Raw genomic sequence first — 25,188 nt, 5'->3', positions numbered from 1 at the left:
TCGTCGCGTCAGCGCACCGCGGTGGCCGCGCGGTTGCGGATCGCCTCCGCGACGATCGCGTTCACCTCGTCGGCGGCCTTGCGCGAGGCGGCGGCCTGCTGGCGGCCCCATTCGGCCTGCGTCTTTCCGTTCATCGCACGGAGTTGACCCAGTTCGGCCATCTTCTTCGCGAGCTCCGCCTGCTCCTTGCCGATCGCCGCGTGGCCCGCCGCGTAAGCGGCGCGGTCGTCGGGACGCATCGGCATCGTCTCCTTCACGGCGAGCTCCGCCTGGCGATGCGCGAGCTTCGACATCTGCTCGTTGAGGATGGCCTGCTGGCGATCGATGTCCGCCATCTTCTCCGCGCTCATCCGGCCCGACTCGGCGGGAACGGCGCTGCGTGCGAAGGCTTTTTCGATCCGCTTGAGGTAGGCAGGATCCTTCAGCACCCACGCCTGCGCACCGTCGCGGTACCAGACGAACTCGCCCGCGCCGGCCCGCGCCGCTTCCGCGCGCTGGAAGTCGACGTTGCTGCCGTTCATCACGTGGATGTCGTCGCCGAAGTAGATGAACGCATGGTCGGGCAGGTGGCCTTGGCCGGGATGGTAGGCAGTCGCGGGTGTGGGCGGCGCCATGGGGGCGACGGGCGCGGGCGGCGGCACGGGCATCGCTACCGGATCCGCCATCGGAGCGGCAGGCGCGGCGGGTGCCGGCGGCGGCGCCGGCGCGGCGTCCATGAAGGCGACCGGCCGGGTCGTGGCGCTGTCCGCGGCGACCACGCGCCAGGGCGTGACACCGACGACCGCGATGGCGGCGACGAGGCAGAAGGCGAATACGGGGCGCGATGCCTGGGTGGCCTGACCGAGCATGTCGAGTCTCCTTTTCAGAGTGCGGAACGTGGGTGAGGCGCCTGCCAGCGCGTGATGCGGGTGCGGCGTGACGCCGAGGCGCAGGAGCATGCGTCCATAGGTCCGCGCCGCCTGACGGCCGCGCGAGACGACCAGGGCGTCGCAGGCCGCCTCGCGGCAGATCGCGTACTCGCGCGTCGCCAGGTGGACGAGGGGGTGGAAGAAGAACAGCGTGCGTGCGAGCACGGGAACCCAGCCGAGGACGAGGTCGCCGCGGCGCACGTGCGCGAGCTCGTGCATGAGCGCCATGTCTAGTTCGTCGTCGTCGAGACGCTCGTCCAGCGGCAGCAGGATCGTCGGGCGCAGGAAGCCGACCACCTGCGGCGAATCCACTTCGCGCGAGACCGCCAGCCGCGGCGAGCGACGCAGGCCGAGTTCGCGGGCGCGCTTCGCGCAGAGCGTGTCCACGCGGACGTCGTCGTGCGCCAGCGAGCGGCGCAGCACGCCGGCGAGCCGCGCGCCGCGCACGGCGGCGACGATGAGCTGCCCGAGAATTCCAATGGCCCAGAGGCCGAGCACGATGGCTGTCCAGGAGACTGGACCGGCGCCACCGGCGGTGGTCTGCAGCGCGCCAGCGTCGGGAACCGGCGAAGCGTCCATGACGACCGCTCGCGGACTCGCGGGTGCAGGTAGCCACGGCAGTTCGAACGGCGTGGGGGCGACGATGCCCACGATCAGCTGTGCGCCGAGGAGCCACCACAAGAGGCTGCGCGTCGACGCGGATAGTGACGGGAACGACCGGCAGACGGCGTAGACGAGCGCACCGAGCAGCAGGGCCTGCGCGGAGGCGAAGGCGAGCCGGGTGGACAGCGTGTCGAGGAAGGCGTCCATGTCAGCGCTTCTCGCGACGCGACTGCAGGGTATCGACCAGTGCCTCGAGTTCGGCCAGCTCGCTGTCGCTGACCTGGCCGCGTTCGGACATCCACGCGACGAACGGCGAGACCGATCCCTGCAACGTGTTCTGGACGAAGCGCGCGACCGCGCCCGTCATCACCACGCCGGTGCCGTTGATCGCGCTGTAGCGGAAACTGCCGTCGATCCGGCGGCGGGTGAGGTAACCCTTCGCGCGGAGGCGCTCCATCATCGTCAGCACCGTCGACCGCGCGAGGCCGCGCGACTCGCCATACCCCGCGACAACCTCCGCCACCGAACTCTTCGGGGCATCCTCGATGTACTGCAGCAGCGCCAGTTCCTGGTCGCCGATCGTCTTCTTGCTCATGCCGCCCGCTCCTGACTACAGCTGTAGGCAGAGTGCGCCTGACGACAGCTGTAGTCAAGCATGACTTCCGGGAGGGGCACCGGTGTGGGAGCGGCCCTGGCCGCGACAGCTTCTCGCGAAGAGACACAGGTCCTGCGGCTCTTCGCGAACGGCTGTCGCGGCCAGGGCCGCTCCTACAGGCGGTTTCTTACCAGCGGTACGCGACCCGCGTGTAGAGATAGCGGCCGCTGTAGCCGAACGGCGAGTAATCCGGGTACGGCCAGGTGCCGCCGACGGCACCGTCGCTGCCCGCCTTGTACTTCTGCGGATACACGTTGGTCAGGTTGTCCACGCCCGCCGTGAACGTCCATCCGGCCGTGGCGAAGCTGGCCGACAGGTCGAGCAGCCAGCGGGCGGGGAAGACCTGGTCGTAGCCCGAATTGCTGATCGGATCCTGGTTCTGGCGGAACTGCCCGTAACGCGTGAGCGCGCTGTGGAAGTTCCACGCACCGAGCGTGTAGTCGCCGCCGAGCGCGATCTTGTCGCGTGGCGCGCCCTCGGTGATGTAGCCCTGCGCGATATGGCCCACGCGCACCAGTTCGAGCCCGTTCTGTGCGAGCTGCGGCGGATTCGGCGCCACCGACAGGATCGACGTGTGGTTGCGGTTGTACGCCGCGGTCAGCTGAAGCAGCCCGGCGTTGCCGAGGTCGAGCCGGTAACCGCTGCTGAAATCGACGCCGCGGGTGCGCGTCTTCAGGGCGTTGGTGAAGTAACTGCCGCCCTGGATGTTGGTGTAGCCCTGGCTCGTCAGGTAGGCGCGGACGTCGTCGCCGACGAGGTTCTCGGAGGGCACGATGCGATTGCCGATCGTGATCTGGTAGACGTCGAGCGAGAACGTCCAGTTGCCCGGCAGGTACGTCGCGCCCAGCGTGTAGTTGTGCGACTTCTCGGCTTTGAGCGGTTCGGCGCCCAGTGCGCGAGCGACGGGATCGCTCACCGCGAAGTTTCGGATCTGTGTCGGCACGCCGCCGATCACGTTGGTCGACGTCGTGGTGTAGAACTGCTGTGCGAGCGACGGCGCCCGGAATCCGGTGCCGGCCGTGCCGCGCAGGGCGAACGTGTCGGTGAAGTCGTACCGTGCCGAAAGCGTGCCGGAGGTCGTGTTGCCGAAGTCGGTGTAATCCTCGTGGCGCACGGCGAGCGAGCCGCTCAGTTTGTCCGTGATCTGGTTCTCGAGGCTGATGTACTCCGCGACGTCGTGTCGGGCGTGGTAGCCGGAGTCGCCGGGTGTGAAGCCCGGGAATCCCTGCGACCCCGTCCCGAAGTACGACGACGGATCGCCCGCTTCGATGCCATAGCGCTGGTAGAGGTATTCGACGCCGAACGCGAGGGTGACCGGGTTCTGCAGCCAGCCCACCGCGAGGTCCTTCGCGATGTTGACGTCGAACGCCTTCTGCGTGGCGATGAGCCGGCCCGCGTTGAAACGCGTCGGGCTCGTCGCGCCGAGATCCACGTTGAGCGTGTGGATCGGGTCGATGCTTACGTGGTCGCGTCCGTAGTTGCCGCTGACGTCCCATCGCCATCCGCTCGCGGTCGTGCCGCGCACGCCCGCGACGAGGGCGCTGTCGATCGAGCGCACGTCGTTGAGGGGCAGGAAACCGTTCGGATAGATCGAGCGTATGTTGCGCGCGCTGTTATAGGTGCGGAAAAGCGCGGGCGACGTGCCCTCGCGGCTGCTCGTGCTCGCGAACGCGTAGAAGTCGGCGTTCGACGTCACGGCGTACTGCACGTTGAGCAGCGCCTGGTGGTTGCTGATGTCGGGCTCGCCGATGCGCTGCGTGCGCTGGCCGTAGACCGGCGAGGACGGATCGCGGAAGTCGCGACCGCCGCGGTTCGTCGCGTCGGCATGCCCCTGCACGACGCTCAGGCGGGCCCAGCCCTTGTCGCCGCCAAGCGGCACGCCGATGCTCGCCTCGCCCTGCCATTGCTTGCCGTCGCCCGCGCTATATCGGCCCGCGGTGATGCTCGCCGAATTGCTGCCTTCCTTCGCGGCGCCCTTGAGGACGATGTTGATCACGCCCGCGATGGCATCGGAACCGTATTGCGCCGAGGCGCCGTCGCGCAGCACCTCGATGTGATCCACGGCGGAAATCGGGATCGAGTTCAGGTCGGCGGGCGCCGAGCCGCGTCCCAACGCGCCCTGCAGGTTGAGCAGGGCCGTGGTGTGCCAGCGCTTGCCATTGACGAGCACGAGCGTCTCGTCCGGCGACAGCCCGCGCAGCGCGGCCGGACGCACGATGCCCGAGCCGTCGTTACCGGGAGCGCGCGGGAAGTTCAGCGACGGCACGAGTCGCGACAACACGGCACCCAGCTGCGTGTCGCCCACCGACTGGAGGTCCTTCGCCGTCACGATGTCGATCGGCGAGAGCGAGCTTTCCTGGCTGCGGTTGACCGAGCGCGTGCCCGTCACGACCACCGATTCCAGGTTCGTGGGAGGCTTGGCCTGCGCATCGGAGGGTGTGTCCTGCGCATGCGCGGCCGGCGCGAGGGCGGCGGCGATCAGGACGGGAAGAGCGAGGCGACGGAAGGGGAGGTGAAGCATGGGGGCGATCCTATGGGGTAGCGATGGATGAACGACGCCATTCGCGACACGCACGCGAACGACGCTAGCTCGCCGCGAGGGCGAAGGCTTGGAAAAACGGGGATGGCAGCGACGGACCGCGATCGGGCGGCCGTTCGTTCGCGAAGGGGGAGCGCTACGCCGGAGGCGTCAGCGCGAGGCGTTTACGCCCGACAACAGCGACAACACGCCGCGACCAGCAGGGTGGTCGGCAGGGAAGGCGTGTTGACGATGTGCTGCGGGTTCGGGTTCACGGATGCCTCGTGTGGGTGGCCCGGTGAGACGTCTGGATGGCCAGATCGTCGGGCCATGCTGTGGCATGGGGAAAACGATGTCAACCGGGCGACAGCGGAGCGCTTGACGCATCCTCGTGGACCGGGGCCGTGGACCCCGGCGTGCGCCGGGGTGACGGTCGTGGATGTCGGGGCGTGGCGGCCCCTCACGCGCACCGGCGTGCGCCGGGGTGACGGTTGTGGATGTCGGGGCGTGGTGGCCCCTCACGCCGGTGCCCACGGCGAGGCGCTCGGTTGTCGCGGCGAAATCCCATAAAAAAAGCCCCCGCCGGAGCGGGGGCTTTCGGTTGCCTCGTCGGTCGCGGTGGCGAACCACCGCGAAGGATCAGGCGGCCGCGTCCTTCAGCTTCTTGAGCGGACGCACCTTGACCTTGACGGACGCCGGCTTGGCGGCGAACCAGCGCTCTTCACCCGTGAACGGGTCCTTGCCCTTGCGCTTCGGCTTCGCGGCGACGGCGACCGAGGTGATCTTCAGCAGGCCCGGCAGCGTGAACGTGCCAGCGCCCTTCTTGTGCACGGACGCGGAGATCGCGCCTTCGAGCGAGGCCAGCACGGCCTTCACGCTCTTGCTGTCGACGCCGCTCTGCTCGACGATGTGCGAGACGAGCGAGGACTTCGAAAGCGGATCCTTGATGGGCTTGAGGGCGGCCGGCGCCTTCGCAGCCTTGGCGGGAGCCTTGGCAGCGGCCTTCTTCGCCGCCGTTTTGGTGGTCTTGGCCATGGTTATCCTTGTCACTTTGTTCGAAAGAGGCGGCCTTTCCGGCCGGTGCCCAGCGGGCGACTCACTCTAGCGTTGCTTTCGTCCGCTGAAAATAGGGTCCGCGAAAAAATATTGGCCTTTTGGAGTCTTTTTTTCAGACTCCTCGTGACGCGCTGCGGAAAAACGCCGGTCAGATACCCGCGTACCACTCGTAACCGTTGTCTTCCCAGTAACCGCCCCTGCCTTCGCCGATGCGCGCGAAGCTGTCGACGAGCTCGATCCGGCGAAGGTACTTGGCGTGCTTGTAGCCGAGCTGGCGCTCGACGCGAAGCCGCAGGGGCGCGCCGTTGGCGACGGGCAGCGTCGCGTCGTTGAGGGCGTAGGCGAGCAGCGTCTGCGGATGCCGCGCTTCCGTCAGGTCGATGCTCTCGTAGTACGGCGTGTCCTCTTCGATGTGGTCGAAGCAATGGAACACCACATAGCGTGCATCCGGCCGGGGTCGCACGTGGTCGAGCACGGCGCCCAGCGGGGTGCCGGTCCACTTGCCGATCACGCTCCAGCCCTCGACGCAATCGTGACGCGTGATCTGCGTACGCGTTCCCAGCGCCCTGAGCGCATCGAGCGAGAACTGCGTGGGCCTGGCGACGAGGCCACCCACGTCGAGACGGTATCCGGCGAAATGGTCGCGCATGAGCGCCTGGTACTCGGGCGTGTCGGGGAGGGTGCTTCCGTTCGCCTTGAACACCGGGGAGATGTCGGCCTCCGTGAACTCCTTCGCGAGCGCGGTGGAGGGCGAGAGCAGGCGCTGGACGCGACGCGTCACGCCTTCGGCCGAATCGAGCACCTTCGCACCGGTATCGCTCTGCGAGATCGCGTCGCATCCGGCGAGGGCCGCGCCTCCCATCGCGAGCACCGCGTTGCGCAGGAAACGGCGGCGGTCAGTCATGGGGCACCTCCTTGCGATCCGCGCGCACGCGGTACCAGCCGGTGATCATGCCGCGGAGCTGGTTGAGCGGCCCGCTGACCAGGACCTCGAACACGTGGACGAGAACGAACGCGACGAACGCCATCGCGATGACGAAGTGAATCGTCCGCGCGGACTGGCGGCCGCCGACGAGATCGACCAGCCAGTGCAGGACGGCGTCCATGCGCGGCGACATGGCGAGCCCCATCAGGACGATGCCGCCACCGAGCACGACGATCGCGAAGAGGTAGGCCAGGCGCTGCAGCACGTTGTAACGCAGGGCGTCGTCGCCTTCGGGATGACGGAATCGCAGGTGGTCGACGATCGAGCGGCCGATGCCGCGCCAGTCGCGGCGGGTCGGCACGAGGTCGCGTGCGAAGTGGCGGCTCGCCAGCGACCAGCCCACGTAGGCGATGCCGTTGGCGACGAAAAGCCAGCCGAAGAAGAAGTGCCAGCGTCGTCCCATGGCGAGCCAGCCGGGGCCGGGAATCGTCGCCCACGCGGGAAAGCCCCGCGCCGTCCACTCGCCATCGACACGGGACGCCCCGAGCACGCCCGTCGTATCGAACGAGTGGCGGCCGATGCGTGTCGTGCCGACGGGCCGGCCGGCCGGGTCCTGTCCGCCTTCGAGCGCGAGCAGCGGCGTGTCGAAATGGGAACGCTCGCCCCAGTACAGCGCCGGGTGGGCGTTGAATATCTGCAGGCCGCTGCCGAGGAGGACGCAAAGGCAGACCACGTTGATCCAGTGCATCACGCGGACGGGCCAGCGATGGCGGTAGACGAGACGCGTGTCGGTCACGACGGCACTCCGTGGGGACGCGTCGAGTATGCGCTCTCAGCCGGACGTGTCCACCCAGCCCGCCGCGATGGCGACACGGAGATCGTCGAGGTCGTCCAGGTCGTGCGCGAGCGTGTCGGCGCGAACGGTGCGGGGATCCGCATCCGTCCAGAGCCGCCGGAATCCGGTATCGCCCCGCAGGGTCGCGGCGCGCGCGAACGTCGAAGCGCGCAGGACGGCCGGCACGCCCTGCGCGTCGCCGTACGCACTCGCCGTGTCGCGGTCGTCGCGGTGGGCGTCGAGCAGCGCGCGAAGGTGCGAATCGTCGAGCGCGGGCTGGTCGACCACGGTCACCAGGACCGGCCTGTCGCGCCCCGCGAGCGAGCGCGCGGCCGCGCGCAGCGACGAGGCCATGCCTTCGGTCCACGCGTCGTTCGTGACGATCTCGATGTCGAGGCCCGACGTCGCCGCGGCGACCTCTTCGCGATGGGCGCCGGTCACGACGATCGTGCGCGCCGGCGCGGTGGCCAGCACCAGTCGCGCGACGCGGGCGACCAGCGTTTCACCGTCCCGGCGGAGCAACTGCTTCGGACGTCCGAGGCGCCGGCTGCCGCCCGCCGCGAGGATCACGGCGTCGTGCGCGGGCGTCACGGTTGCCGTGCGCGATCGCGCTGGCAGACCTGGGCGAGGATGGACAGCGCGATGCCGTGAGGCGTCTGCGCGCCGATGGGGAGCCCGGCGGGCAGGTGCAGGCGATCGAGCTCGTCGTCGCCGAGGCCGTCGTCGCGCAGGCGCTGGATGCGCGAGCCGATCTTGTTCCGGCTACCGAGCACGCCGACCGCGAACGCCGGTGAATTCAGGGCATGCGCCGCCACGGCGTGATCGATTTCGGCGTCGTGGCTGAGCGAGTACACGGCGGTGCGATCGTCGATCGCCAGGGCCGCGAGCGAGACGGGCAGAGCGCGCGGGTCGTAGAGCACCGGCGCGATACCGGGGGGTGGCTGCATCGGGCCATGCGGCCGCAGCAGGGCGACCTCCACGCCCACCATCGGGGCGATCGTGGCGACGGCGAGGCTGACCGGGTCGCCGCCGACGACGACGAGTCGCAGCGGTGGCCGGTGGACGACGGCATACGACCCCGGCTCGGCGGCGTGCTCGCCTTCCTCGACACGCCATTCGCCGTCCGTCCCGGCGACGCGCACCGTGACGGTGCGCCGCTCGCGCCGGGCGACGGCGAGCTCGTTCATGTACCGCGACGGCTCGCGCAGTTCACGAACGAAGATGCCGATGCGGCCGCCGCAGGTCAGCTGGATGTCGACCACCTCGCTGCCCACCCCGTAGTCGAGCAGGCGGGGTCGCCCCTCCGCCAGCACCATGGCGGCCTCGCTCGCGACGGCCGCCTCGACGCATCCGCCCGAGACGTAGCCGGCGACGCGGCCGTCCGCCGCGATCGCCATTTCGCTGCCGAGCGGGCGTGGGGAGGGGCCCTCGGCGGTCACCAGGGTGGCCAGGGCCACCCGGCCGGCATGCGCGAACTCGCGCAGCGAGGGCAGGAGATCCTCCACGAGGGCGTATTCGGGCCACGCGGGCCACGCGGGCATGATGGTCTGGTCCAAGGCACTCATGGTGGAAGTCTGGCACGATTGCACCCATAGGACGTGACCGGGCCGAAACACCCGTCTCACGCCACCCGTGTTCTGCTAAGGCGACCATGTCACCCCTCATCGACCGCCACGGACGTACCAAGCGCAAACTGCGGATATCGCTGACCGATCGCTGCAATTTCCGCTGCACGTACTGCATGCCCGAGCATCCGGACTGGCTGCCCCGCGCGAGCCTGCTGGAGCGCGACGAAATCGTGCGCCTCGCCGGCCTGTTCGTGGACCACGGCATCGACCAGATCCGCCTCACGGGCGGCGAGCCGCTCCTGCGCCGCGACCTGCTGGAATGCGTGCGCGCGATCGACGGCCTGCGCGCGCGTGGCCTGGCGCGGCTGTCGATGACGACGAACGCGTCGCGCATCGCGCCGAAGGCTCGCGAGCTCATCGCGGCCGGCATCGACGACTTCAACGTGAGCCTGGATGCCCTCGATCCGGAAACCTTCCGCCGCCTGACCCGTCGCGAGATCGCGCCGGTGCTGGACGGCATCGACGCGCTCGCGGACGCCGGGGCGAACGTGAAGCTCAACGCCGTGGTGATCCGCGGCGACAACGAAAAGGATGTCGTCCCGCTGCTGGACTGGGCCATGGCGCGCGGCCTGCCGCTGCGCTTCATCGAATACATGCCGCTGGACGCGCCGGGACACTGGAAGCGCGACGCGGTCGTGTCCGAGGCCGAGATCCTCGACGCGATCCGCGTGACGCACCGGGTCGACGTCGTGCCGCGGAGCCACGATCCGGCCACGCCTTACCTGGTCGACGGGCACTATCCCCTCGGCATCATCTCCACCGTCTCCCATCCGTTCTGCGCCACGTGCGATCGCCTGCGCATCACCGCCACCGGCGAGCTGTTCACCTGCCTGTTCTCCCCCGTGGGAACACCGCTGGGCGCGCGCATGCGCGAAGGCATCGACGACGAGGCCCTGGCCGCGCACGTCGCCCGCGCCGTCTGGCTGAAGGACGCCGGCTACGCCTCGCGGCCCGGCCCGGTCGACCGGCCGCTGACCATGCACGCGATGGGCGGATGACTCACCTCGTAACGGAATGTCCATGACACCGATCGTCTTCGAACTCTATGCCAACCTCGAACGGCTGGCCGGCGGCAGCGAATGCCGCGTCGAAACCGACGCCGACGTCGCCACGGTCGGCGACGCGCTGACGCTGCTGGCGCGCGAACGGCCCGAACTGGCCGGCTCGCTGGAACGCTGCGCCTGCGTTTCGGGCGACACCATCATCCGCCGTGCGGACGCGCTGCCCGCCGACCGGCGCATCGCACTGCTGCCGCCCGTGGCGGGAGGCTGACCATGACCCACGTTCTCTCGCACGACCCCGTCGCCGTCGAACCGCTCCTCGAGCTCGACGCCCATCCGGAGTGCGGCGGCCTCGCGCTGTTCGTCGGCACGGTGCGCGACCATCACGAGGGGCGCTCGGTGCGCCACCTCAAGTACACGGCGCACGAGCCGCTCGCGGCGAAGGTGATTCGCGACGTCGAGCACGCCACGCGCGAACGCTACGGGGTACCGTACGTGCGCATCGTGCATCGCCTGGGCGACCTCGCGATCGGCGACATCGCCATCGTCTGCGTCGTGCGCGCGCCGCACCGTGCGGAAGCGTTCGACGCCTGCCGCTACGCCGTCGACGCGGTGAAGCATGGCGCGCCGATCTGGAAGGAAGAGTTCTACACCGACGGCAGCAGCGCGTTCGTGGAAGGCTGCTGCATCCGCGACGACCTCGACGAGCCGGCCCCGGCGGCGCACCGCCACCACACGCACACGAGCCACGGATGAAAGACGTCAGCCAGAAGCCGGATTCCCTTCGCGTCGCACGCGCCACCGCCACGTTGCATGCTCCCGCCCACTGCATCGCGCTGCTGCGCAGCGGCGATACCGAGAAGGGCGATCCCCTGAAGACCGCGCGCGTCGCCGGCATCCTCGCCGCGAAGCGCACCGACGAGCTGATCCCGCTTTGCCATCCGCTGCCGATCCATCGCGCGGATGTCGCGTACGAGCTCGCCGAGACCTCGGTGCGCGTGATCGCGGAAGTGCAGACGATCGGCCCGACGGGCGTCGAGATGGAAGCGCTGACCGCGGCGAGCCTCGCGGCGCTCACGATCTACGACATGCTCAAGCCCTATGCCGAGCCCGATGAGCTGCACATCGAGGATTGCCGCCTCGAACGCAAGACGGGCGGCAAGTCGCATTACAGGCGCACGCTCGCCGCGCCGCGCAGCGCGGCCGTGGTGGTGCTGTCGGACACCGTCGCCAGCGGCGCCAAGCCGGACACCGCCGGGGCGTACGTGCGCGATGCCCTGATCGAGGCCGGATTCGATCCGGTGGAATACGCCGTGATCGCGGATGACGCCGAGGTCCTCGGCGACCTGTTGCGCTCGCTGGTCGACGGCGGCGTGAACCTCGTGATCACCGTCGGCGGCACCGGCCTCGGGCCGCGCGACATCACGGTGGACACGGTGCGGCCGCTGCTCGACGTCGAGATTCCAGGCATCATGGAGACCGCCCGCGCCTTCGGACAGAAACGCATGCCCTTCGCGATGCTGTCGCGCGGCGTCGCGGGGTACGTGCGCGACACGCTCGTGGTCACGTTCCCGGGGAGCCGGGGCGGTGCGGGCGAATCGCTGGCCGCCGTGTTGCCGGGCCTCGTGCATCTGCTGGAGACCGGTCGCACGGGTGGCCGCCATCCCGGCGGCTACGGCGAGGCGCACTGACATGGCGCTGCTGCCGATCGCCGAGGCGCTGGAAGCGTACGCCACCGCCGTCCGCTCGCTGCCGACGCATCGCGTGCCGCTCGAGCTGGCGCTCGGCGCGGTGCTGGCCGAAACGCCGCGCGCGCGCATCGCGCTGCCGCGCTTCACGCAGAGTTCGGTCGATGGCTACGCGGTCCGGGCCGACGACGGCACGGCGCAGCGCCGTCTGGTCGGCACCGCAGCCGCCGGACAGCCCGCCGCCGTCGCCATCGGTCCCGGTGACGCCGTGCGCATCCTCACCGGCGGCGTCCTGCCCGAGGGCGCGGATGCCGTGGCACGTCAGGAGATCGTCGAGCGCACGGGCGAGGGCATCGTCCTTCGCGAGGCCGTGCGCAAGGGCGAGGCGATCCGTTACGAAGGCGAGGAGCTCGCGGCGGGTGCCGCGCTGGCGGAGCCGGGGCGCCGCATCGGCGCCGGCCTGCTCGCCGCGATGGCCATGGCGGGCATCGACACCGTCGAGGTGTATCGGAGGCCTCGCATCGCGGTGCTGGTCACCGGCGACGAAGTGGTGCGCGCCGGGGAGCCGCTCGAACCCGGGCAGGTCTACGACGCCAACGGTCCGCTGCTGCGCGCGTGGTTCGTGGAAAACGGCTATGGCGAGCCCGTCGTCGCGTACGTGCGCGATGACGAGACGGCGCTGGAAGAAGCCATGAGCGCGGCGCTGGATAGCGCCGACCTCATCGTGACCAGCGGCGGCGTATCGGTGGGCGACCGGGATTTCATTCCGGTGGTGGCCGACCGGCTGGGCGTGCGCAAGGTGTTCTGGAAGGTTTCGCAGAAGCCGGGCAAGCCGCTCTGGTTCGGCATGCGCGACGGCCGCGCGATGCTCGGCATGCCCGGGAATCCCGCCGCGGTGCTCGTGTGCCTCGCGGTGCATGCGCGCGCGGTGCTCGCGCGCCTGGAGGGCGAGGCGGAGCCTCAGCCCGCGTGGCGTCGCGGCGTGCTCTCGGGCGAGGTGGATGCCGACGAGGAGCGCGATCGCCTGGTCCGCATGCGGCTCGATCTCTCGGACGGCACCGCCTCGTTGGGCCTGCTGCCGCGGCAGGACTCGCACATGCTCAGCAACCTGGCCTCGGCGCATGCCCTGGTCTGGCTGCCGGCGCGACGCGCGCCGTTCGCGGCGGGCGAGAAGGTGCGCTGGCTGGCGATCTGACAGCGCACGATTCGCCCGGACCGCGGGTCCGGGCGTGGGTCTTACCAGGCCTTCACATCGGTCACGACGACCGTGTAGTCCTGCATTTCCGGCGAGTAGCGGAACAGGCGGCCGAGATCGAAGTCCACGGCCTTGCCCGGCTCGATGTTCGACGTGCCGGCCGGCCAGCCCTGCTTGCTCGCGATGACCTTGCCCGAGGCGTCCTTCGCATCGATGCGGATCTGCGCGGCCGCGGCTTCGGCGCACTTGTTGACCAGGTTGCCCTTCATGCTGAAGCGCGGCTGGCCCGAACCCTGCTGCAGCTTCACGGCGAAGTCGTCGATGGCGAAATCCTTGGCGGCGCAGGCGGCGTGGGCGGACAGCGGGGCGGCGAGGAACAGCGCGGCGGCGATGGCGATCTTCTTCATGGGTGTGACCTGTCGATAGGGGATTGGATAACGCACGAAGGGCGTTCCACCTACCTATCGGCAAGGTCCGGGAGGACTTGAGGGATTTCTGCGACGCGTCAGACCGCGACGGCGAAGAGGTCCGCCATCGGTTCGATCTCGGGCTCGAACCAGCGCTTCACGGGGGCGAAGCTGCGCCGGTGGGCGTCGCAGGGGCCGAGCCGTCCCAGGGCTTCGAGGTGTTCGGGCACGGCGTAGCCCTTGTGGCGGGCGAAGCCGTAGCCCGGGTGCAGCGCGTCGAGGGCATGCATGTGCCGGTCGCGACTGACCTTGGCGAGGATGGACGCCGCGCTGATCGCGGGCTCCGTGGCGTCGCCGCCGATCACCGCGCGGCCTTCGCAGGGCAGGGTGCGCGGCAGGCGGTTGCCATCCACCAGGGCGATCTGCGGCGCGAGCGACAGTCCCATCAGCGAGCGCGTCATGCCGACCATCGTCGCCTGGAAGATGTTGATGCGGTCGATCTCCTCGCGCTCGACGAAGATCACGCAGTGCGCGAGCGCCCGTTCGACGATGCGCGCGTAGAGCTTTTCCCGCACGTCCTCGGCCAGCTGTTTCGAGTCGTCGAGGCCGCGGATCGGGCGTGCCGGGTCGAGGATCACGGCGGCCACCACCACCGGACCCGCCAGGGGGCCGCGGCCGGCCTCGTCGACGCCCGCGACGACGAGATCGCGACCGAGCTGGGAGGTGACGTTGCGCTTGCGTGGCATGGGCGGAAAGCCTAGTCGCCGACGCGGCCGGTGGGCAAGCGCCGGTCGATCAGTTCGGCCACCGCGGCGGCCGCGTGGTCCGCGGCGCGCCCGTCGAGGCCGCCGCGCAGCGCCCGGTGCAGGACTTCGAAGGCCGCCACGACCTGGCCGCGCCGCTCGCTGTCGGCCAGCAGGTCGAGCGTGGCCCGCGCGAGGTTTTCCGGCGTGCATTCGTCCTGCATGTATTCCGGAACGAGACGCTCCTCGCCGAGGCCACAGGCGCGGGCGAGGATGTTCGGCAGGCTGTAGACGTCGGTCTTGAGCATCTTCAGCAGCTTCGCGATGCGGTAGCTGGTGGGCGAGACGCGATAGCCCACGACCATCGGCCGCTTCGCGAGCATGGCCTCCAGCGTCGCGGTGCCCGAGGCCAGCAGCACGGTGTCGGCCGCGACCATCGCCTCGTGCGAATGGCCGTCCGTGAGCAGGGGCGGCGTGCCGGGAAAATCCGCGAGCAGGGTGGTCAGCCGGGCCCGCACGCGCTCGTTGGCGGCGGGCACGACGATCCGCAGCTGCGGCATGGCGGCGGCGACGCGCTTCGCCGCCTCGATGAAGGTCGCGCCGATGCGCTCGATCTCGCTCGGGCGGCTACCCGGGAGCACCGCGAGCACGGGCTGGTCGTGGGGCAGGCCCAGCGTGTCGCGGGCGGCGTCGCGATCCGAGACCATGGGGAAGCGATCGGCGAGCGGATGCCCGACGAAGCGGGCGTCGATGCCGTGCTTCGCGTAGATCGGCGGCTCCATCGGGAAGAGACACAGGACACGGTCCGCCGAGCGCCCGATCTTTTCCGCGCGCTTCTCCCGCCATGCCCAGACGGAGGGGCTCACGTAATGGACGGTGGCGAGGCCGGCGTCCTTGAGCTTCCGCTCGACGCCCAGGTTGAAGTCGGGGGCGTCGATGCCGATCACGATCGTCGGACGGGCAGCGAGGATGCGCGCGAGCAAGGCCTTGCGCAGCTTCAGCAGGCGCGGAAGGTGGCTGACCACTTCCGCGAAGCCCATGACGGAGAGCTCGCGGATGTCGTACCAGGACTCGAAGCCGCGCGCGAGCATGCGCGGGCCGCCGATGCCGGTGAAACGGGCGTCCGGATAGCGCGCGCGCAGGGCGTCGATGAGGTCGGCGCCCAGCTGGTCGCCGGAATCCTCGCCCGCGATCAGGACGATCAGCGGCGATGTCGCGTCGGGGATGGTCTGCTGCATGGTGATGGGTCTCCCGCAGCCGGCGTCCCGGCCTTGCGAAACGCCGGCGCCGCGTGGCGCCGGCGGTTGTTACCGGGCGAGCGAGCGCTCGCTGCGATCGATGAACTCGAGCATCTGGCGGACGTCGTCGCTGGTTTCCGCCTGCGCGAGCAGCTGCTCGCGCGCTTCGGCCAGCGGCAGGCCGGCCATGTACAGCGTGCGATAGGCGCGCTTGATGGCGGCGATGCGGTTGGTGTCGAAGCCGCGACGCTTCAGACCTTCGCTGTTGATGCCGCGCGGACGGCCACGGGTCTCGTTGGCCATCATCACGAACGGCGGCACGTCGGAACCGACGAGGCAGCCCATGCCGATGAACGCGTGCGCGCCGACCTTGCAGAACTGGTGCACGCCGGAATAGCCCGACATGATGGTCCAGTCGCCGATCTCCGCGTGGCCCGCGAGCGCCGAGTAGTTCGAGAACACCACGTGATTGCCCACCTGGCAGTCGTGCGCGATGTGCACGTAGGCGAGCAGCCAGTTGTCGTTGCCGATGCGCGTGATGCCGCCACCGTCGCCGGTGCCGCGGTTGATCGTGACGAATTCGCGGATGAGGTTGCGGTCGCCGATGATGACTTCCGTGCGCTCGCCCTGGAATTTCTTGTCCTGCGGAGCGCCGCCGATGGACGCGAACTGCGAGATGCGGTTGTCGCGGCCGATGATCGTGGGACCTTCGATCACCACGTGCGGACCGACGGTGGTGCCCTCGCCGATGACCACGTCGGCACCGATGATGCTGTACGCACCGATGCTGACGTTGTCCGCGATGCGCGCGGACGGATCGATCTGCGCCGTGGCGTGGATCATTTGTCGCTCCTCGCCGCGCACATCAGCTCGCAGCAGGCGACCACCTTGCCGTCGACCGTGGCCTGCGCCTCGAACAGGCCCATGCCGCGGATCAGTCGCTTCAGCGACACGTGCATGACGAGCTGGTCGCCCGGCGCCACGACGGCGGAGAAGCGCGCGTTGTCCACCTTCACGAGGTAGAAGAGCGGGCTGCCCGACTGGCCGTCGACCTGGCTGGTGATCTGCGTGAGCAGGCCGGCCGTCTGCGCCATGGCCTCGACGATCAGCACGCCCGGCATCACCGGGTGGCCGGGGAAATGGCCCTGGAAGAACGGCTCGTTGATCGTGACGTTCTTGATCGCCGTGATCGTCTTGCCCGGATCGATCGCGGTCACGCGATCCACCAGCAGGAACGGATAACGGTGAGGCAGGAGTCGCTGGATCTGCTCCACGTCCACGGGAAGCGTCACGGCGGCTTTCGGTTCGGTCATTGCCCTTTGTCCTTTTCCAGCGCCGCCAGGCGGCGCGCGTACTCGTCGAGGTGTTTCATGCGCGCCGCGTTGCGCCGCCACTGGCGGTTTTCCTGCAGCGGGGAGCCGGACGAGTATTCGCCCGGCTCCCTGATCGATGCCGTCACGAGGCTTTTGGCCGTGATGGTAACCCGGTCGGCCAGTTCGAGGTGGCCGAGGATGCCCGCGTTGCCGCCGATCAGGCAGTAGCGGCCGATCTTCGCGCTGCCGGCGACGGCGGAACAGCCGGCCATCGCGGTGTGCGCGCCGATATGGACGTTGTGGGCGATCTGGATCTGGTTGTCGAGGCGGACGTCCTCCTCCAGCACCGTGTCTTCCAGCGCCCCACGGTCGATCGTGGTGTTGGCACCGATCTCGCAATCGTCGCCGATCCGCACGCCGCCGAGCTGGGGCAGCTTCACCCAGTGGTCGCGATCGAAGGCGATGCCGAAGCCGTCCGAGCCGATCACGGCGCCGGGATGCACCAAAACGCGCTTGCCCAGCGTGACCCGGATCACGAGCGTGACGCGCGCCACGAGGCGGCTGCCGGCGCCGACGACGCAGCCGGGGCCGATCGTGCAATGCGGGCCGAGGATCGCGCCTTCGTCGATCACGGCGCCGTCTTCCACGACGCAGCAGGGACCGACGCTCGCCGTCGGATGCACGCGCGCGGAGGGCGAGACCACGGCGCTGGCATGGATCCCTCGCGGCGCGGCGGCATGCTTCTCGAAGAGGGCCGCGATCTTCGCGTAGGCGACATAAGGGTCCTTCGCGACGAGCGCGGCGCCGGTGCGCAGGGGCAACGCGTCGGCGTTCAGCACGACGATGCCGGCCTGCGATTCCGCCAGCTGCGACGTGTATTTCGGGTTGGACAGGAAGGTGAACTGGGACGACGTGGCGCCCGAGAGCGTGCCCACCCCGTCGACGACGGTCGCGGGATCGCCATGGGCTTCGAGGCCGAAGCGCTCGGCCAGTTCGGCCAGGGTGAATTGCGGGTTCCCGCTCACGGAAAGCTCCCAAAAGAAAGGGGTGGCGGGGCTCGTGCCCGGCCACCCCCGGATTCTACAGGCGTTGTCGCCGATGCCTGCTTAGAACGTGTTGCCGAACGTGAACTGGATGCGCTCGACGAAGCGGTTGTCGGCGTCCTTCTTACGGAACGGCACGGCGAAGTTGATGATCAGCGGTCCGATCGGCGCCTGCCACTGGAGCGACAGACCGGTCGAGGCGCGCAGGTCGCTGGCGTCGAACGAACCGTAGTCCTTGTAGACGTTACCGACGTCGACGAACCACGACACGCGGGCGGTGTTGACGTCCTTCAGGAACGGCAGCGGCAGGAACACCTGCGCGGTACCGAGCACCTTGAACGCGCCACCGACCGGCTGGCCGTAGCTGTAGTAGCCGCCGCTGCAGCGACCCTTGCTGTCGGGGACCGAGCTCGCGCTGCCGCCGTCGCAGAGGCGGGGACCCAGGGTGTTGTCCTGGAAGCCGCGCACGTCGCGCACGCCGCCCGCGTAGTAGTTCTCCCAGAACGGGAACTCGACGCGGTCGCCCTTGCTGTAGATCTTGGTCGGCGGACCGCTCGGGTTCGCCGGATCCGGGGCGTAACCGTCGTGATCGTACGTCTGGCCGTAGGTCTTGCCGTAACCGACCTGGCCATCGAGGTAGAGCACGAAGCCCTTGCCGATCGGCCAGTAGTGGTTCGCTTCACCGAACAGCTTGTAGTACTGGACCGTGGAGCCCGGCAGCGCGCCGGAGACCGACGCGGTCAGCTGGCCGCCGCGCGTCGGCGCCCAGTAGCTGTTGCGCGTGTCGTGGGTGTAGCCGAGGCTCGACGTCCACGAATGGATGGTCTTGTTGCCCAGCGCGTCCTGGTAGGCGATGAGCGGCGCCGGCGTGTAGAACGACGTGTTGATCTTGTTCGAGCTGATGCCGAGGCTGGTCGAGATCGAGTCGAAGTCCGTGATGGGAATCGACAGCGTGGTCTCGAACGACTTGGTGCTGTACTGGTAGTTCGCCAGATCGGTGTCGCCGTAGTCGAGCTTGCTGTAGCCCAGGTTGTAGCCGATCGCGATGCCCGAATCCGTGAGGTACGGGTTCGTGTAGCTGGCGTTGATGCGCTTGTAGTACGTGCTGGTTTCCGCGCCGATCGAGAAGCGGTCGCCGGTACCCAGGAAGTTGTTCTGCGACACCGACGCCGACAGGATGATGCCGGAGTACTGCGAGTAGCCCACGCCGAACATCAGCGAGCCGGCCGACTGTTCCTCGACCTTGGCGGTGAGGTCGACCTGGTCGACGGTGCCGGGCACGAGCGCCTTGTCGATGTCCACGGTCTTGAAGTAGCCGAGGCGCTGCAGGCGGGTCTTCGAGCGGTCGATCGCGCCCTGGGAATACCACGAGCCCTCGAGCTGGCGCATTTCGCGGCGGAGCACGGTGTCTTCGGTGCGCGTGTTGCCCTGGAAGACGACGCGGCGGACGTACACGCGCTTGCCCGGCTCGATGAAGAGCGTGAGGTCGGCGGTGCGCTTGTCCTTGTCGAGCTTCGGGATCGGCGTGACCTTCGCGAACGCGTAACCGATGTTCGCGAGGATCGCCTTGATCGCGTCGGTGCTGGCTTCGATCGCCGCGCGGTTGAACGTGTCGCCCTTGTGGATGTAGACCAGCTTGCGCAGGGTCTCTTCCGGCAGGATCAGTTCGCCGAGCAGCTTCACGTCGGAGACGGTATAGACCTCGCCTTCCTTCACGCTGGCGTCGACGTACATCGCGCGCTTGTCCGGGCTGATCGCCACCTGCGTGGAGTCGATGCCGAAGTCGGCGTAGCCGCGGTTCATGTAGTAGTTGCTGAGCTTCTCGAGATCGCCCGAGAGCTTTTCGCGCGAGTACTGGTCGTCCTTCGAGTACCAGGACAGCCAGTTGGAGGTGTTCGACTCGAAGCCGTCGCGGATCGCCTTGTCCGAGAACGCCTTGTTGCCGATGACGTTGATCTCCTTGATCTTCGCCGCCTTGCCTTCGCGGATCTCGATGTCGATCGCGACGCGGTTGCGATCCAGGCGGGTGACGTGCGGTTCGACCGAGACGTTGTACTTGCCGCGGTTGTAGTACTGGCGGATCAGCTCCTGCTGCACGCGGTCGAGCGAGAGGCGGTCGAAGGTCTCGCCTTCGGCCAGGCCGATCTCCTTGAGACCCTTGCGCAGGTCGTCTTCCTTGATGTCCTTGTTGCCGCGCAGCGTGAGCTTGGCGATGGCCGGGCGCTCGACGACCTTGATCACCAGGATGTCGCCCTGGCGGTCGAGTTCGATGTCGCTGAAGAACTTGGTCTGGTACAGGGCGCGGATGGCGGCCTGTGCCTTGTCGTCGCTCAGGGTCTCGCCCTTCTCGATCGGCAGGTAGCTCAGCACCGTGCCCTGCGCGATGCGCGTCAGGCCGTCGATGCGGATGTCGGAAACGACGAACGGCTCGAAGGCAAGCGCATTGGCGGACAGGGAGGCAAGCAGGATCAGGGCGGCGATACGCTTCATCGTCGATTCCGTTGGGTTAATTCCAGCCGACGGCGGACGAGGCCGGCGACCGAAGAGGAGCACGCGCTGGGCTCATGCCCGGCGTCGTTCGGCGCGGGACGCGGAAGCGCCCGTAACCTGGGTGAAGCGAAAAGCGCTGCGCGAAGGAACGCGCGTGGCAGGGGCCGCCCGAGGCGGTGGCCTGACTCACGAGACGAGCATTCGCTGGATGTCGTTGAAGAACGCCAGCCCCATCAGCGTGAACAAGAGGACGATGCCTACGTACTGGCCGGCGATCATGGTGCGTTCGCTGACCGGGCTGCCCTTGATCAACTCGATAAGGTAATACAGCAGGTGTCCACCGTCCAAGACCGGGATCGGCAGGAGGTTCAAGATCGCCAGGCTCAGGGAGACCAGCGCGAGGAAGTTCAGGAACCAGCCGAGGCCGCGGTTGGCGGAATCGTTCGCCACCTGGGCGATGCCGATCACGCCGGAGAGGTTCTTGGTCGAGGCCTGGCCGGAGAGCATCTTGCCGATCAGGTTGAAGGTGGAGGCCGTGCCGGTCCACGTGGCGCGCAGCGATTCGCTGAAGGCGCGCACGGGGCCGTAGCGGAGCGTGGCCTCTTCCATCGGCCGCGGCGCCACGCCGATGAGCCAGCGCGTCGGCTGCCCCTGCTCGGACTTCATGCGGGCCGTGACGTCGAACGTCTGCGTGCGGCCGTCGCGCTGGACCGCCACGGCGATCTTCGGCGAGATGGCGGCCTGCGCCGGCACGAGCCTGGTGAAGTCGCCGAAATCGGAGACCGGCTTGCCGTTGACGCTGAGGATGCGATCGCCCGGGCGGATGCCTGCCAGCGAAGCCGGGTCGCCCGCCACCACCTGGCCTACGATCGCGGGCAGCTGGAGGCCGAGGCCGAGCTGGTCGAACTTCTTGCCGATGTCGCCGCCCGCGGTGAGGTTCTGCAGCGGCAGGACGACGTCGCGCTGCGCGCCGTCGACGCCCGTGACGCGAACCGGCAGGGGATCGCTGCCGAGCAGACCGTTGGCCAGGACCTCGGTGGCCTCGCTCCAGTTGTTCACCGGATCGCCGTTCATCGCGACGATGCGGTCGCCCGGACGGATGCCCGCCACGGCGGCCACGCTGCCGGCATCGGCGGTGACCACCGGCGCGACATCGGGCTTGCCGATCATGTACATCGCCCAGAAGGCCGCGATGGTGAAAATGAGATTGAATGCCGGACCCGCGGCGACGATGGCGATACGCTTCCACACGGACTTGCCGGTGAATTCCTCGTCGCGCTCCGCCGCGGGAACGTCGCCTTCGCGGGCGTCGAGCATCTTCACGTAGCCGCCCAGCGGAATCGCGGCGATCTGGTATTCAGTGCCGTCCTTCGCCACGCGGCGCCACAGCGGGCGGCCGAACCCGACGGAGAAGCGCAGCACGCGCACGCCACAGCGGCGCGCGACCCAGTAGTGGCCGAATTCGTGGAAGGTCACCAGCACGCCGAGCGTTACCAGCAGCCAGAACACGGAACCTAGGACGGGGCTCATCGGGGAGGGTGGGTCTCGGTCGAAAAACGTTGGGTGGAACGAGTTTAGCAGTAAGCGCGGTGCAGCACGTCCCGTGCCGTCCGCCTTGCCTGCGCATCCCGCCCCACGAGGGTCTGGACATCGACCACGGGTTCGGCCGGCAGTTCCTCAAGAACGCGTTCGACGAGCTCGGCGATGCCGAGGAAGGGGAGGGAACCGGCCAGGAAGGCGTCCACGGCGACTTCGTTGGCGGCGTTCAGGATCGCCGTGGCGTCACCGCCCGCGCGCAGGGCCGCGAAGGCGAGGGCGAGGCAGCGGAACGTGTCGGTGTCCGGCCGCTCGAAGTCGAGGCGGGCGTGGGCCGCGAGGTCCAGCGGGGCGACCCCGGCCTCGATGCGTTCCGGCCAGGCCAGGGCGCAGGCGATGGCCGTCCGCATGTCCGGGTTGCCGAGCTGGGCCAGCACCGAGCCGTCGACGTAGTCGACCATGGAGTGCACGAGGCTCTGCGGGTGGACCACGACCTCGATCGCGTCGACCGGCGCGGCGAACAGGTGGTGGGCCTCGATGACCTCGAGGCCCTTGTTCATCAGCGTGGCGGAATCGACCGAGATCTTCCGGCCCATGGACCATTTCGGATGGGCGCAGGCCTGGTCGGGCGTGACGCCGGCCAGATCGGCGCGCGTGCGGCCGCGGAACGGACCGCCCGAGGCCGTGAGGATCAGCCGGCGGACGCCGACCTTGTCGAGGTCGGGCCGGCCGCCCGGCAGGCATTGGAAGATCGCGTTGTGCTCGGAGTCGATCGGGATCAGGTCGCCGCCGCCCTGGCGCAGGGCCTCGAGCAGGAGGGCCCCGGCCATGACGATCGATTCCTTGTTGGCCAGCAGCAGCCGCTTGCCCGCGCGCGCGGCCGCGAGCGTCGACTCAAGCCCGGCCGCGCCCACGATCGCCGCGACCACCGTGTCGCACAGCGGCCCGGCGGCCGCCGCGGTCACCGCGTCGGCACCGGAGGCGACGTCGCACTGGACGCCCGCGGCGGCGAGCCGGCGCGCGAGATCGGCTTCCATCGCGGGATCCGCGACGATCGCCAGATCGGGGCGGAAGCGTTCGCACAGGGCCGCTAGGCCGGCGGTGTCTCGGTGGGCGACGAGCACGCTGGCGCGGAAGCGCCCGGGATGCCGGGCGATGACGTCGAGGGTGCTGCCGCCTATGGAGCCGGTGGCGCCCAGGACGGCGACGTGACGCGGCGACATCCTCAGAGCCCCAGCAGGAGCTTGCCGGCGACGAACACCGGGATGGCGGCGAAGACGCTGTCCAGGCGGTCGAGCAGGCCGCCGTGACCGGGGAAGATGTTGCCCGAGTCCTTCACCGAGGCATGCCGCTTCATCAGGCTCTCGAAGAGATCGCCCACGACCGCCACGGCCACGGTGACGACGCCGAGGACGAGCAGGCCGACGAGCTGCCCGCCGTCACGCACGCCGAGCAGGAAGCCGCCGAGCAGGGCGACCAGGCCGCCCGCCGCGACGGCGCCGTACACGCCGGCCCAGGTCTTCCCCGGGCTGATGCGCGGCGCGAGCTTGCGGCCGCCGAAGCGGCGTCCGCTGAAATAGGCGCCGGTATCCGCGGCCCAGACGATCACGAGGGCGAGCAGCACCCACCAGGGGCCGCGCTCGCCATCGTGCAGCAGCGCGGCGGCCGCGAGGGTCGGCACGATCACCAGCGCGCCGGCGCCGAGCTTGACCATGCGGTTCTCGGCATTCGGCGCCGCGGCGAACGTGAAATGGCGCAGCCAGAAGCAGCAGCCGATCCACCAGGCCACGCCGGCGATCGTCAGCGCCGTGAGCAGTCCGGGCGTGCGCACGAGCAGCAGCGCGACGAAGATCGCGGCGGCCGCGGCGGCCACGATGCCGCGACCGACCATCGTGCGGCAGCCGGCGAGCAGGCTCCATTCCCACGCGGCGGCGACGAAGACGAGGGCGACGACCGAGGCGAAGAAGCCGGTCGGCGGCAGCAGGATCAGGGCCAGGACCAGCGGAATGAGGATCGCGGCGGTGGTGATGCGTTGTCTGAGCATGGGTGTCCGGCGTCAGCCCGTGACCTGCTCGCCGGTGCGTCCGTAACGGCGCTCGCGACGGGCGTAGTCGTCCAGCGCCTCGGCGAGGCGGTCCTGGTCGACGTCGGGCCACAGGGTGTCGGTGAAATAGAGCTCGGCGTAGGCGATCTGCCAGAGCAGGAAGTTGCTGACACGGGTTTCGCCTCCCGTGCGGATGAACAGGTCGAGTGGTGGCTGGTCGGCCAGGCAGGTGTAGCCGTGCAGGCGTTGCTCGTCGATCTCGTCGAAGCCGAACTCGCCGCGGGACGCGGCCTCGGCGGCGAGGCGCGCGGCGCGCGCGATGTCCCAGCGACCGCCATAGTTCACCGCGACGTTGAGGTTCAGCGCCGTGTTGCCGGACGTGCGTTCCATCGCGCCGCGCATGCGCGCGTGCAGTTCGGGCGCGAACGCGTCGAGGTCGCCGACGAAACGGATGCGTACGCCGTTGCCGTGCAGCTCGTCGACCTCGCGGTCGATCGCCTTGAGGAACAGTTCCATCAGCGCCGACACCTCGGTGGGTGGGCGCTGCCAGTTCTCGCTGGAGAAGGCGAACAGGGTGAGCGAGGCGATGCCGCGGCGCAGGCAGAACTCGACGGCTTCGCGCACGGCCTTCTGGCCGGCGTGGTGGCCGAACGTGCGCGGGCGAAGGCGCTGCTTCGCCCAGCGACCGTTGCCATCCATCACGATGGCGAGGTGACGGGGAACCCGTGCGTCGGTCCTCGCTGTCATGGGTGGCATCCGATGGCGCGTCAGAGCGCCATCAGCTCCTTTTCCTTCTCGGCGACGACGCTGTCGACTTCCTTGACGTACTTGTCGGTCAGCTTCTGGATGTCGTCATCCGCGCGCTTCTTGTCGTCCTCGGTGATCGTCTTGTCCTTCAGCAGCTTGTCGACGTGCTGGATGGCGTCGCGACGCACGTTGCGGATGGCGATCTTCGCGGACTCGCCTTCCTTCGACACGCTCTTGGCGAGCTCCTTGCGGCGCTCCTCCGTCGGCGGCGGGAAGTTCAGGCGGATGTCCATGCCCATCGTCGTCGGCGTGATGCCGAGGTCGGAGGCCATGATGGCCTTCTCGATCGGGCCGACCATGCTCTTGTCGAACGGCTTCACGGAGAGCGAGCGGGCGTCCGGCGTGGTCACGTTGGCGACCTGGGCGAGCGGCGTGGGCGTCCCGTAGTAGGGCACCACGATGTTCTCGAGGATCGACGGGTTGGCGCGACCGGTGCGGATCGTCTTCAGGTCGTGCTTGAGCGAGTCGATGCTCTTGCCCATGCGGGTCTCAGCATCTTTCTTGATGTCGTTGATCATGGGCTTGTTTCCGGTGGAACGGGTCAGCAAACGAGTA

At 69.0% G+C, this 25,188-nt stretch carries 25 protein-coding genes; 5 read left to right on the top strand and 20 right to left on the bottom strand.

Annotated features, from left to right (window positions below; all coding sequences use genetic code 11):
• Positions 1 to 8: 8 nt before the first annotated feature.
• The 8 genes from J2X58_RS10090 to J2X58_RS10055 form a co-directional block, all read right to left on the bottom strand.
• Entirely contained in the window at positions 9 to 1,718 is a 1,710-nt protein-coding gene (locus J2X58_RS10090; protein ID WP_310047967.1) for a M56 family metallopeptidase, read from the bottom strand.
• A 1-nt stretch (position 1,719) separates the two neighbouring features.
• Positions 1,720 to 2,106, bottom strand: a complete 387-nt coding sequence (locus J2X58_RS10085; protein WP_310047965.1) for a BlaI/MecI/CopY family transcriptional regulator — start codon at positions 2,104 to 2,106, stop codon at positions 1,720 to 1,722.
• A gap of 187 nt (positions 2,107 to 2,293) precedes the next feature.
• On the bottom strand, positions 2,294 to 4,687 hold the full coding sequence (locus tag J2X58_RS10080) for a TonB-dependent receptor (protein WP_310047963.1): 2,394 nt from the start codon (positions 4,685 to 4,687) through the stop codon (positions 2,294 to 2,296).
• A gap of 636 nt (positions 4,688 to 5,323) precedes the next feature.
• Positions 5,324 to 5,719, bottom strand: a complete 396-nt coding sequence (locus J2X58_RS10075; RefSeq protein ID WP_072321789.1) for an HU family DNA-binding protein — start codon at positions 5,717 to 5,719, stop codon at positions 5,324 to 5,326.
• A 169-nt stretch (positions 5,720 to 5,888) separates the two neighbouring features.
• Complete coding sequence (locus tag J2X58_RS10070; protein ID WP_310047959.1) at positions 5,889 to 6,644, bottom strand: molybdopterin-binding protein; 756 nt, start codon at positions 6,642 to 6,644, stop codon at positions 5,889 to 5,891.
• A complete protein-coding gene (locus tag J2X58_RS10065) occupies positions 6,637 to 7,461 on the bottom strand; it encodes a cytochrome b/b6 domain-containing protein (RefSeq protein WP_310047957.1) in 825 nt (274 codons plus the stop codon). Before J2X58_RS10065 ends, J2X58_RS10070 begins: the two co-directional genes overlap by 8 nt.
• 36 nt (positions 7,462 to 7,497) lie before the next feature.
• The gene (locus J2X58_RS10060; protein WP_310047956.1) at positions 7,498 to 8,091 is read right to left on the bottom strand and encodes a nucleotidyltransferase family protein; all 594 of its coding nucleotides are present in this window, start codon (positions 8,089 to 8,091) and stop codon (positions 7,498 to 7,500) included.
• Positions 8,088 to 9,065 carry an XdhC family protein gene (locus J2X58_RS10055; protein WP_090051981.1) on the bottom strand — a complete coding sequence of 326 codons (978 nt, stop codon included), beginning with the start codon at positions 9,063 to 9,065 and terminating at the stop codon, positions 8,088 to 8,090. The genes J2X58_RS10060 and J2X58_RS10055 overlap by 4 nt, the downstream gene beginning before the upstream one ends.
• Before the next feature lie 86 nt (positions 9,066 to 9,151).
• Between J2X58_RS10055 and moaA the strand changes: the two genes are divergently transcribed.
• The 5 genes from moaA to J2X58_RS10030 are packed head-to-tail and all read left to right on the top strand — an operon-like array spanning position 9,152 to position 13,012.
• Positions 9,152 to 10,126, top strand: a complete 975-nt coding sequence (gene moaA, locus J2X58_RS10050; RefSeq protein WP_090176833.1) for a GTP 3',8-cyclase MoaA — start codon at positions 9,152 to 9,154, stop codon at positions 10,124 to 10,126.
• Positions 10,127 to 10,148: 22 nt separating this feature from the next.
• Positions 10,149 to 10,400 carry a MoaD/ThiS family protein gene (locus J2X58_RS10045; RefSeq protein ID WP_175472727.1) on the top strand — a complete coding sequence of 84 codons (252 nt, stop codon included), beginning with the start codon at positions 10,149 to 10,151 and terminating at the stop codon, positions 10,398 to 10,400.
• Between the two features lie 2 nt (positions 10,401 to 10,402).
• Positions 10,403 to 10,885, top strand: coding sequence for a molybdenum cofactor biosynthesis protein MoaE (locus J2X58_RS10040; protein ID WP_090051986.1), 483 nt, complete (start codon positions 10,403 to 10,405; stop codon positions 10,883 to 10,885).
• A complete protein-coding gene (moaCB, locus tag J2X58_RS10035) occupies positions 10,882 to 11,820 on the top strand; it encodes a bifunctional molybdenum cofactor biosynthesis protein MoaC/MoaB (RefSeq protein WP_090051988.1) in 939 nt (312 codons plus the stop codon). Before J2X58_RS10040 ends, moaCB begins: the two co-directional genes overlap by 4 nt.
• A 1-nt stretch (position 11,821) precedes the next feature.
• A complete protein-coding gene (locus J2X58_RS10030) occupies positions 11,822 to 13,012 on the top strand; it encodes a molybdopterin molybdotransferase MoeA (RefSeq protein WP_090051989.1) in 1,191 nt (396 codons plus the stop codon).
• 41 nt (positions 13,013 to 13,053) lie between these two features.
• Here J2X58_RS10030 and J2X58_RS10025 read toward each other — a convergent pair whose 3' ends face one another.
• The 12 genes from J2X58_RS10025 to frr all read right to left on the bottom strand — a co-directional run bounded on the left by J2X58_RS10025 (position 13,054) and on the right by frr (position 25,151).
• Entirely contained in the window at positions 13,054 to 13,419 is a 366-nt protein-coding gene (locus J2X58_RS10025) for a hypothetical protein (RefSeq protein ID WP_090051991.1), read from the bottom strand.
• 98 nt (positions 13,420 to 13,517) lie between these two features.
• On the bottom strand, positions 13,518 to 14,165 hold the full coding sequence (gene rnhB / locus J2X58_RS10020) for a ribonuclease HII (RefSeq protein ID WP_090176824.1): 648 nt from the start codon (positions 14,163 to 14,165) through the stop codon (positions 13,518 to 13,520).
• 11 nt (positions 14,166 to 14,176) lie between these two features.
• Complete coding sequence (gene lpxB, locus J2X58_RS10015; RefSeq protein WP_090176822.1) at positions 14,177 to 15,400, bottom strand: lipid-A-disaccharide synthase; 1,224 nt, start codon at positions 15,398 to 15,400, stop codon at positions 14,177 to 14,179.
• Positions 15,401 to 15,469: 69 nt separating this feature from the next.
• Positions 15,470 to 16,243, bottom strand: coding sequence for an acyl-ACP--UDP-N-acetylglucosamine O-acyltransferase (gene lpxA, locus J2X58_RS10010; RefSeq protein WP_090051996.1), 774 nt, complete (start codon positions 16,241 to 16,243; stop codon positions 15,470 to 15,472).
• A complete protein-coding gene (gene fabZ / locus J2X58_RS10005; protein WP_090051997.1) occupies positions 16,240 to 16,713 on the bottom strand; it encodes a 3-hydroxyacyl-ACP dehydratase FabZ in 474 nt (157 codons plus the stop codon). The genes lpxA and fabZ overlap by 4 nt, the downstream gene beginning before the upstream one ends.
• On the bottom strand, positions 16,710 to 17,738 hold the full coding sequence (gene lpxD / locus J2X58_RS10000; protein ID WP_310047948.1) for a UDP-3-O-(3-hydroxymyristoyl)glucosamine N-acyltransferase: 1,029 nt from the start codon (positions 17,736 to 17,738) through the stop codon (positions 16,710 to 16,712). Before lpxD ends, fabZ begins: the two co-directional genes overlap by 4 nt.
• 81 nt (positions 17,739 to 17,819) lie before the next feature.
• The gene (bamA, locus tag J2X58_RS09995) at positions 17,820 to 20,246 is read right to left on the bottom strand and encodes an outer membrane protein assembly factor BamA (RefSeq protein ID WP_090052000.1); all 2,427 of its coding nucleotides are present in this window, start codon (positions 20,244 to 20,246) and stop codon (positions 17,820 to 17,822) included.
• A 186-nt stretch (positions 20,247 to 20,432) separates the two neighbouring features.
• Positions 20,433 to 21,776: an RIP metalloprotease RseP gene (gene rseP / locus J2X58_RS09990; RefSeq protein WP_090052002.1), complete on the bottom strand. Its 1,344-nt coding sequence runs from the start codon at positions 21,774 to 21,776 to the stop codon at positions 20,433 to 20,435.
• Positions 21,777 to 21,820: 44 nt separating this feature from the next.
• The gene (locus J2X58_RS09985; RefSeq protein WP_310047946.1) at positions 21,821 to 23,005 is read right to left on the bottom strand and encodes a 1-deoxy-D-xylulose-5-phosphate reductoisomerase; all 1,185 of its coding nucleotides are present in this window, start codon (positions 23,003 to 23,005) and stop codon (positions 21,821 to 21,823) included.
• A gap of 2 nt (positions 23,006 to 23,007) precedes the next feature.
• Positions 23,008 to 23,826 carry a phosphatidate cytidylyltransferase gene (locus J2X58_RS09980; protein ID WP_090052006.1) on the bottom strand — a complete coding sequence of 273 codons (819 nt, stop codon included), beginning with the start codon at positions 23,824 to 23,826 and terminating at the stop codon, positions 23,008 to 23,010.
• 12 nt (positions 23,827 to 23,838) lie between these two features.
• Complete coding sequence (uppS, locus tag J2X58_RS09975; RefSeq protein ID WP_310047945.1) at positions 23,839 to 24,573, bottom strand: polyprenyl diphosphate synthase; 735 nt, start codon at positions 24,571 to 24,573, stop codon at positions 23,839 to 23,841.
• Between the two features lie 20 nt (positions 24,574 to 24,593).
• A complete protein-coding gene (frr, locus tag J2X58_RS09970; protein WP_090052010.1) occupies positions 24,594 to 25,151 on the bottom strand; it encodes a ribosome recycling factor in 558 nt (185 codons plus the stop codon).
• Positions 25,152 to 25,188 lie beyond the last annotated feature (37 nt).

The organism is Luteibacter sp. 3190, assembly GCF_031456385.1.
Lineage (GTDB): Bacteria > Pseudomonadota > Gammaproteobacteria > Xanthomonadales > Rhodanobacteraceae > Luteibacter.
Note: the sequence above shows the minus strand (reverse complement) of the source record. Positions and strands in the feature narration are given on the sequence as shown.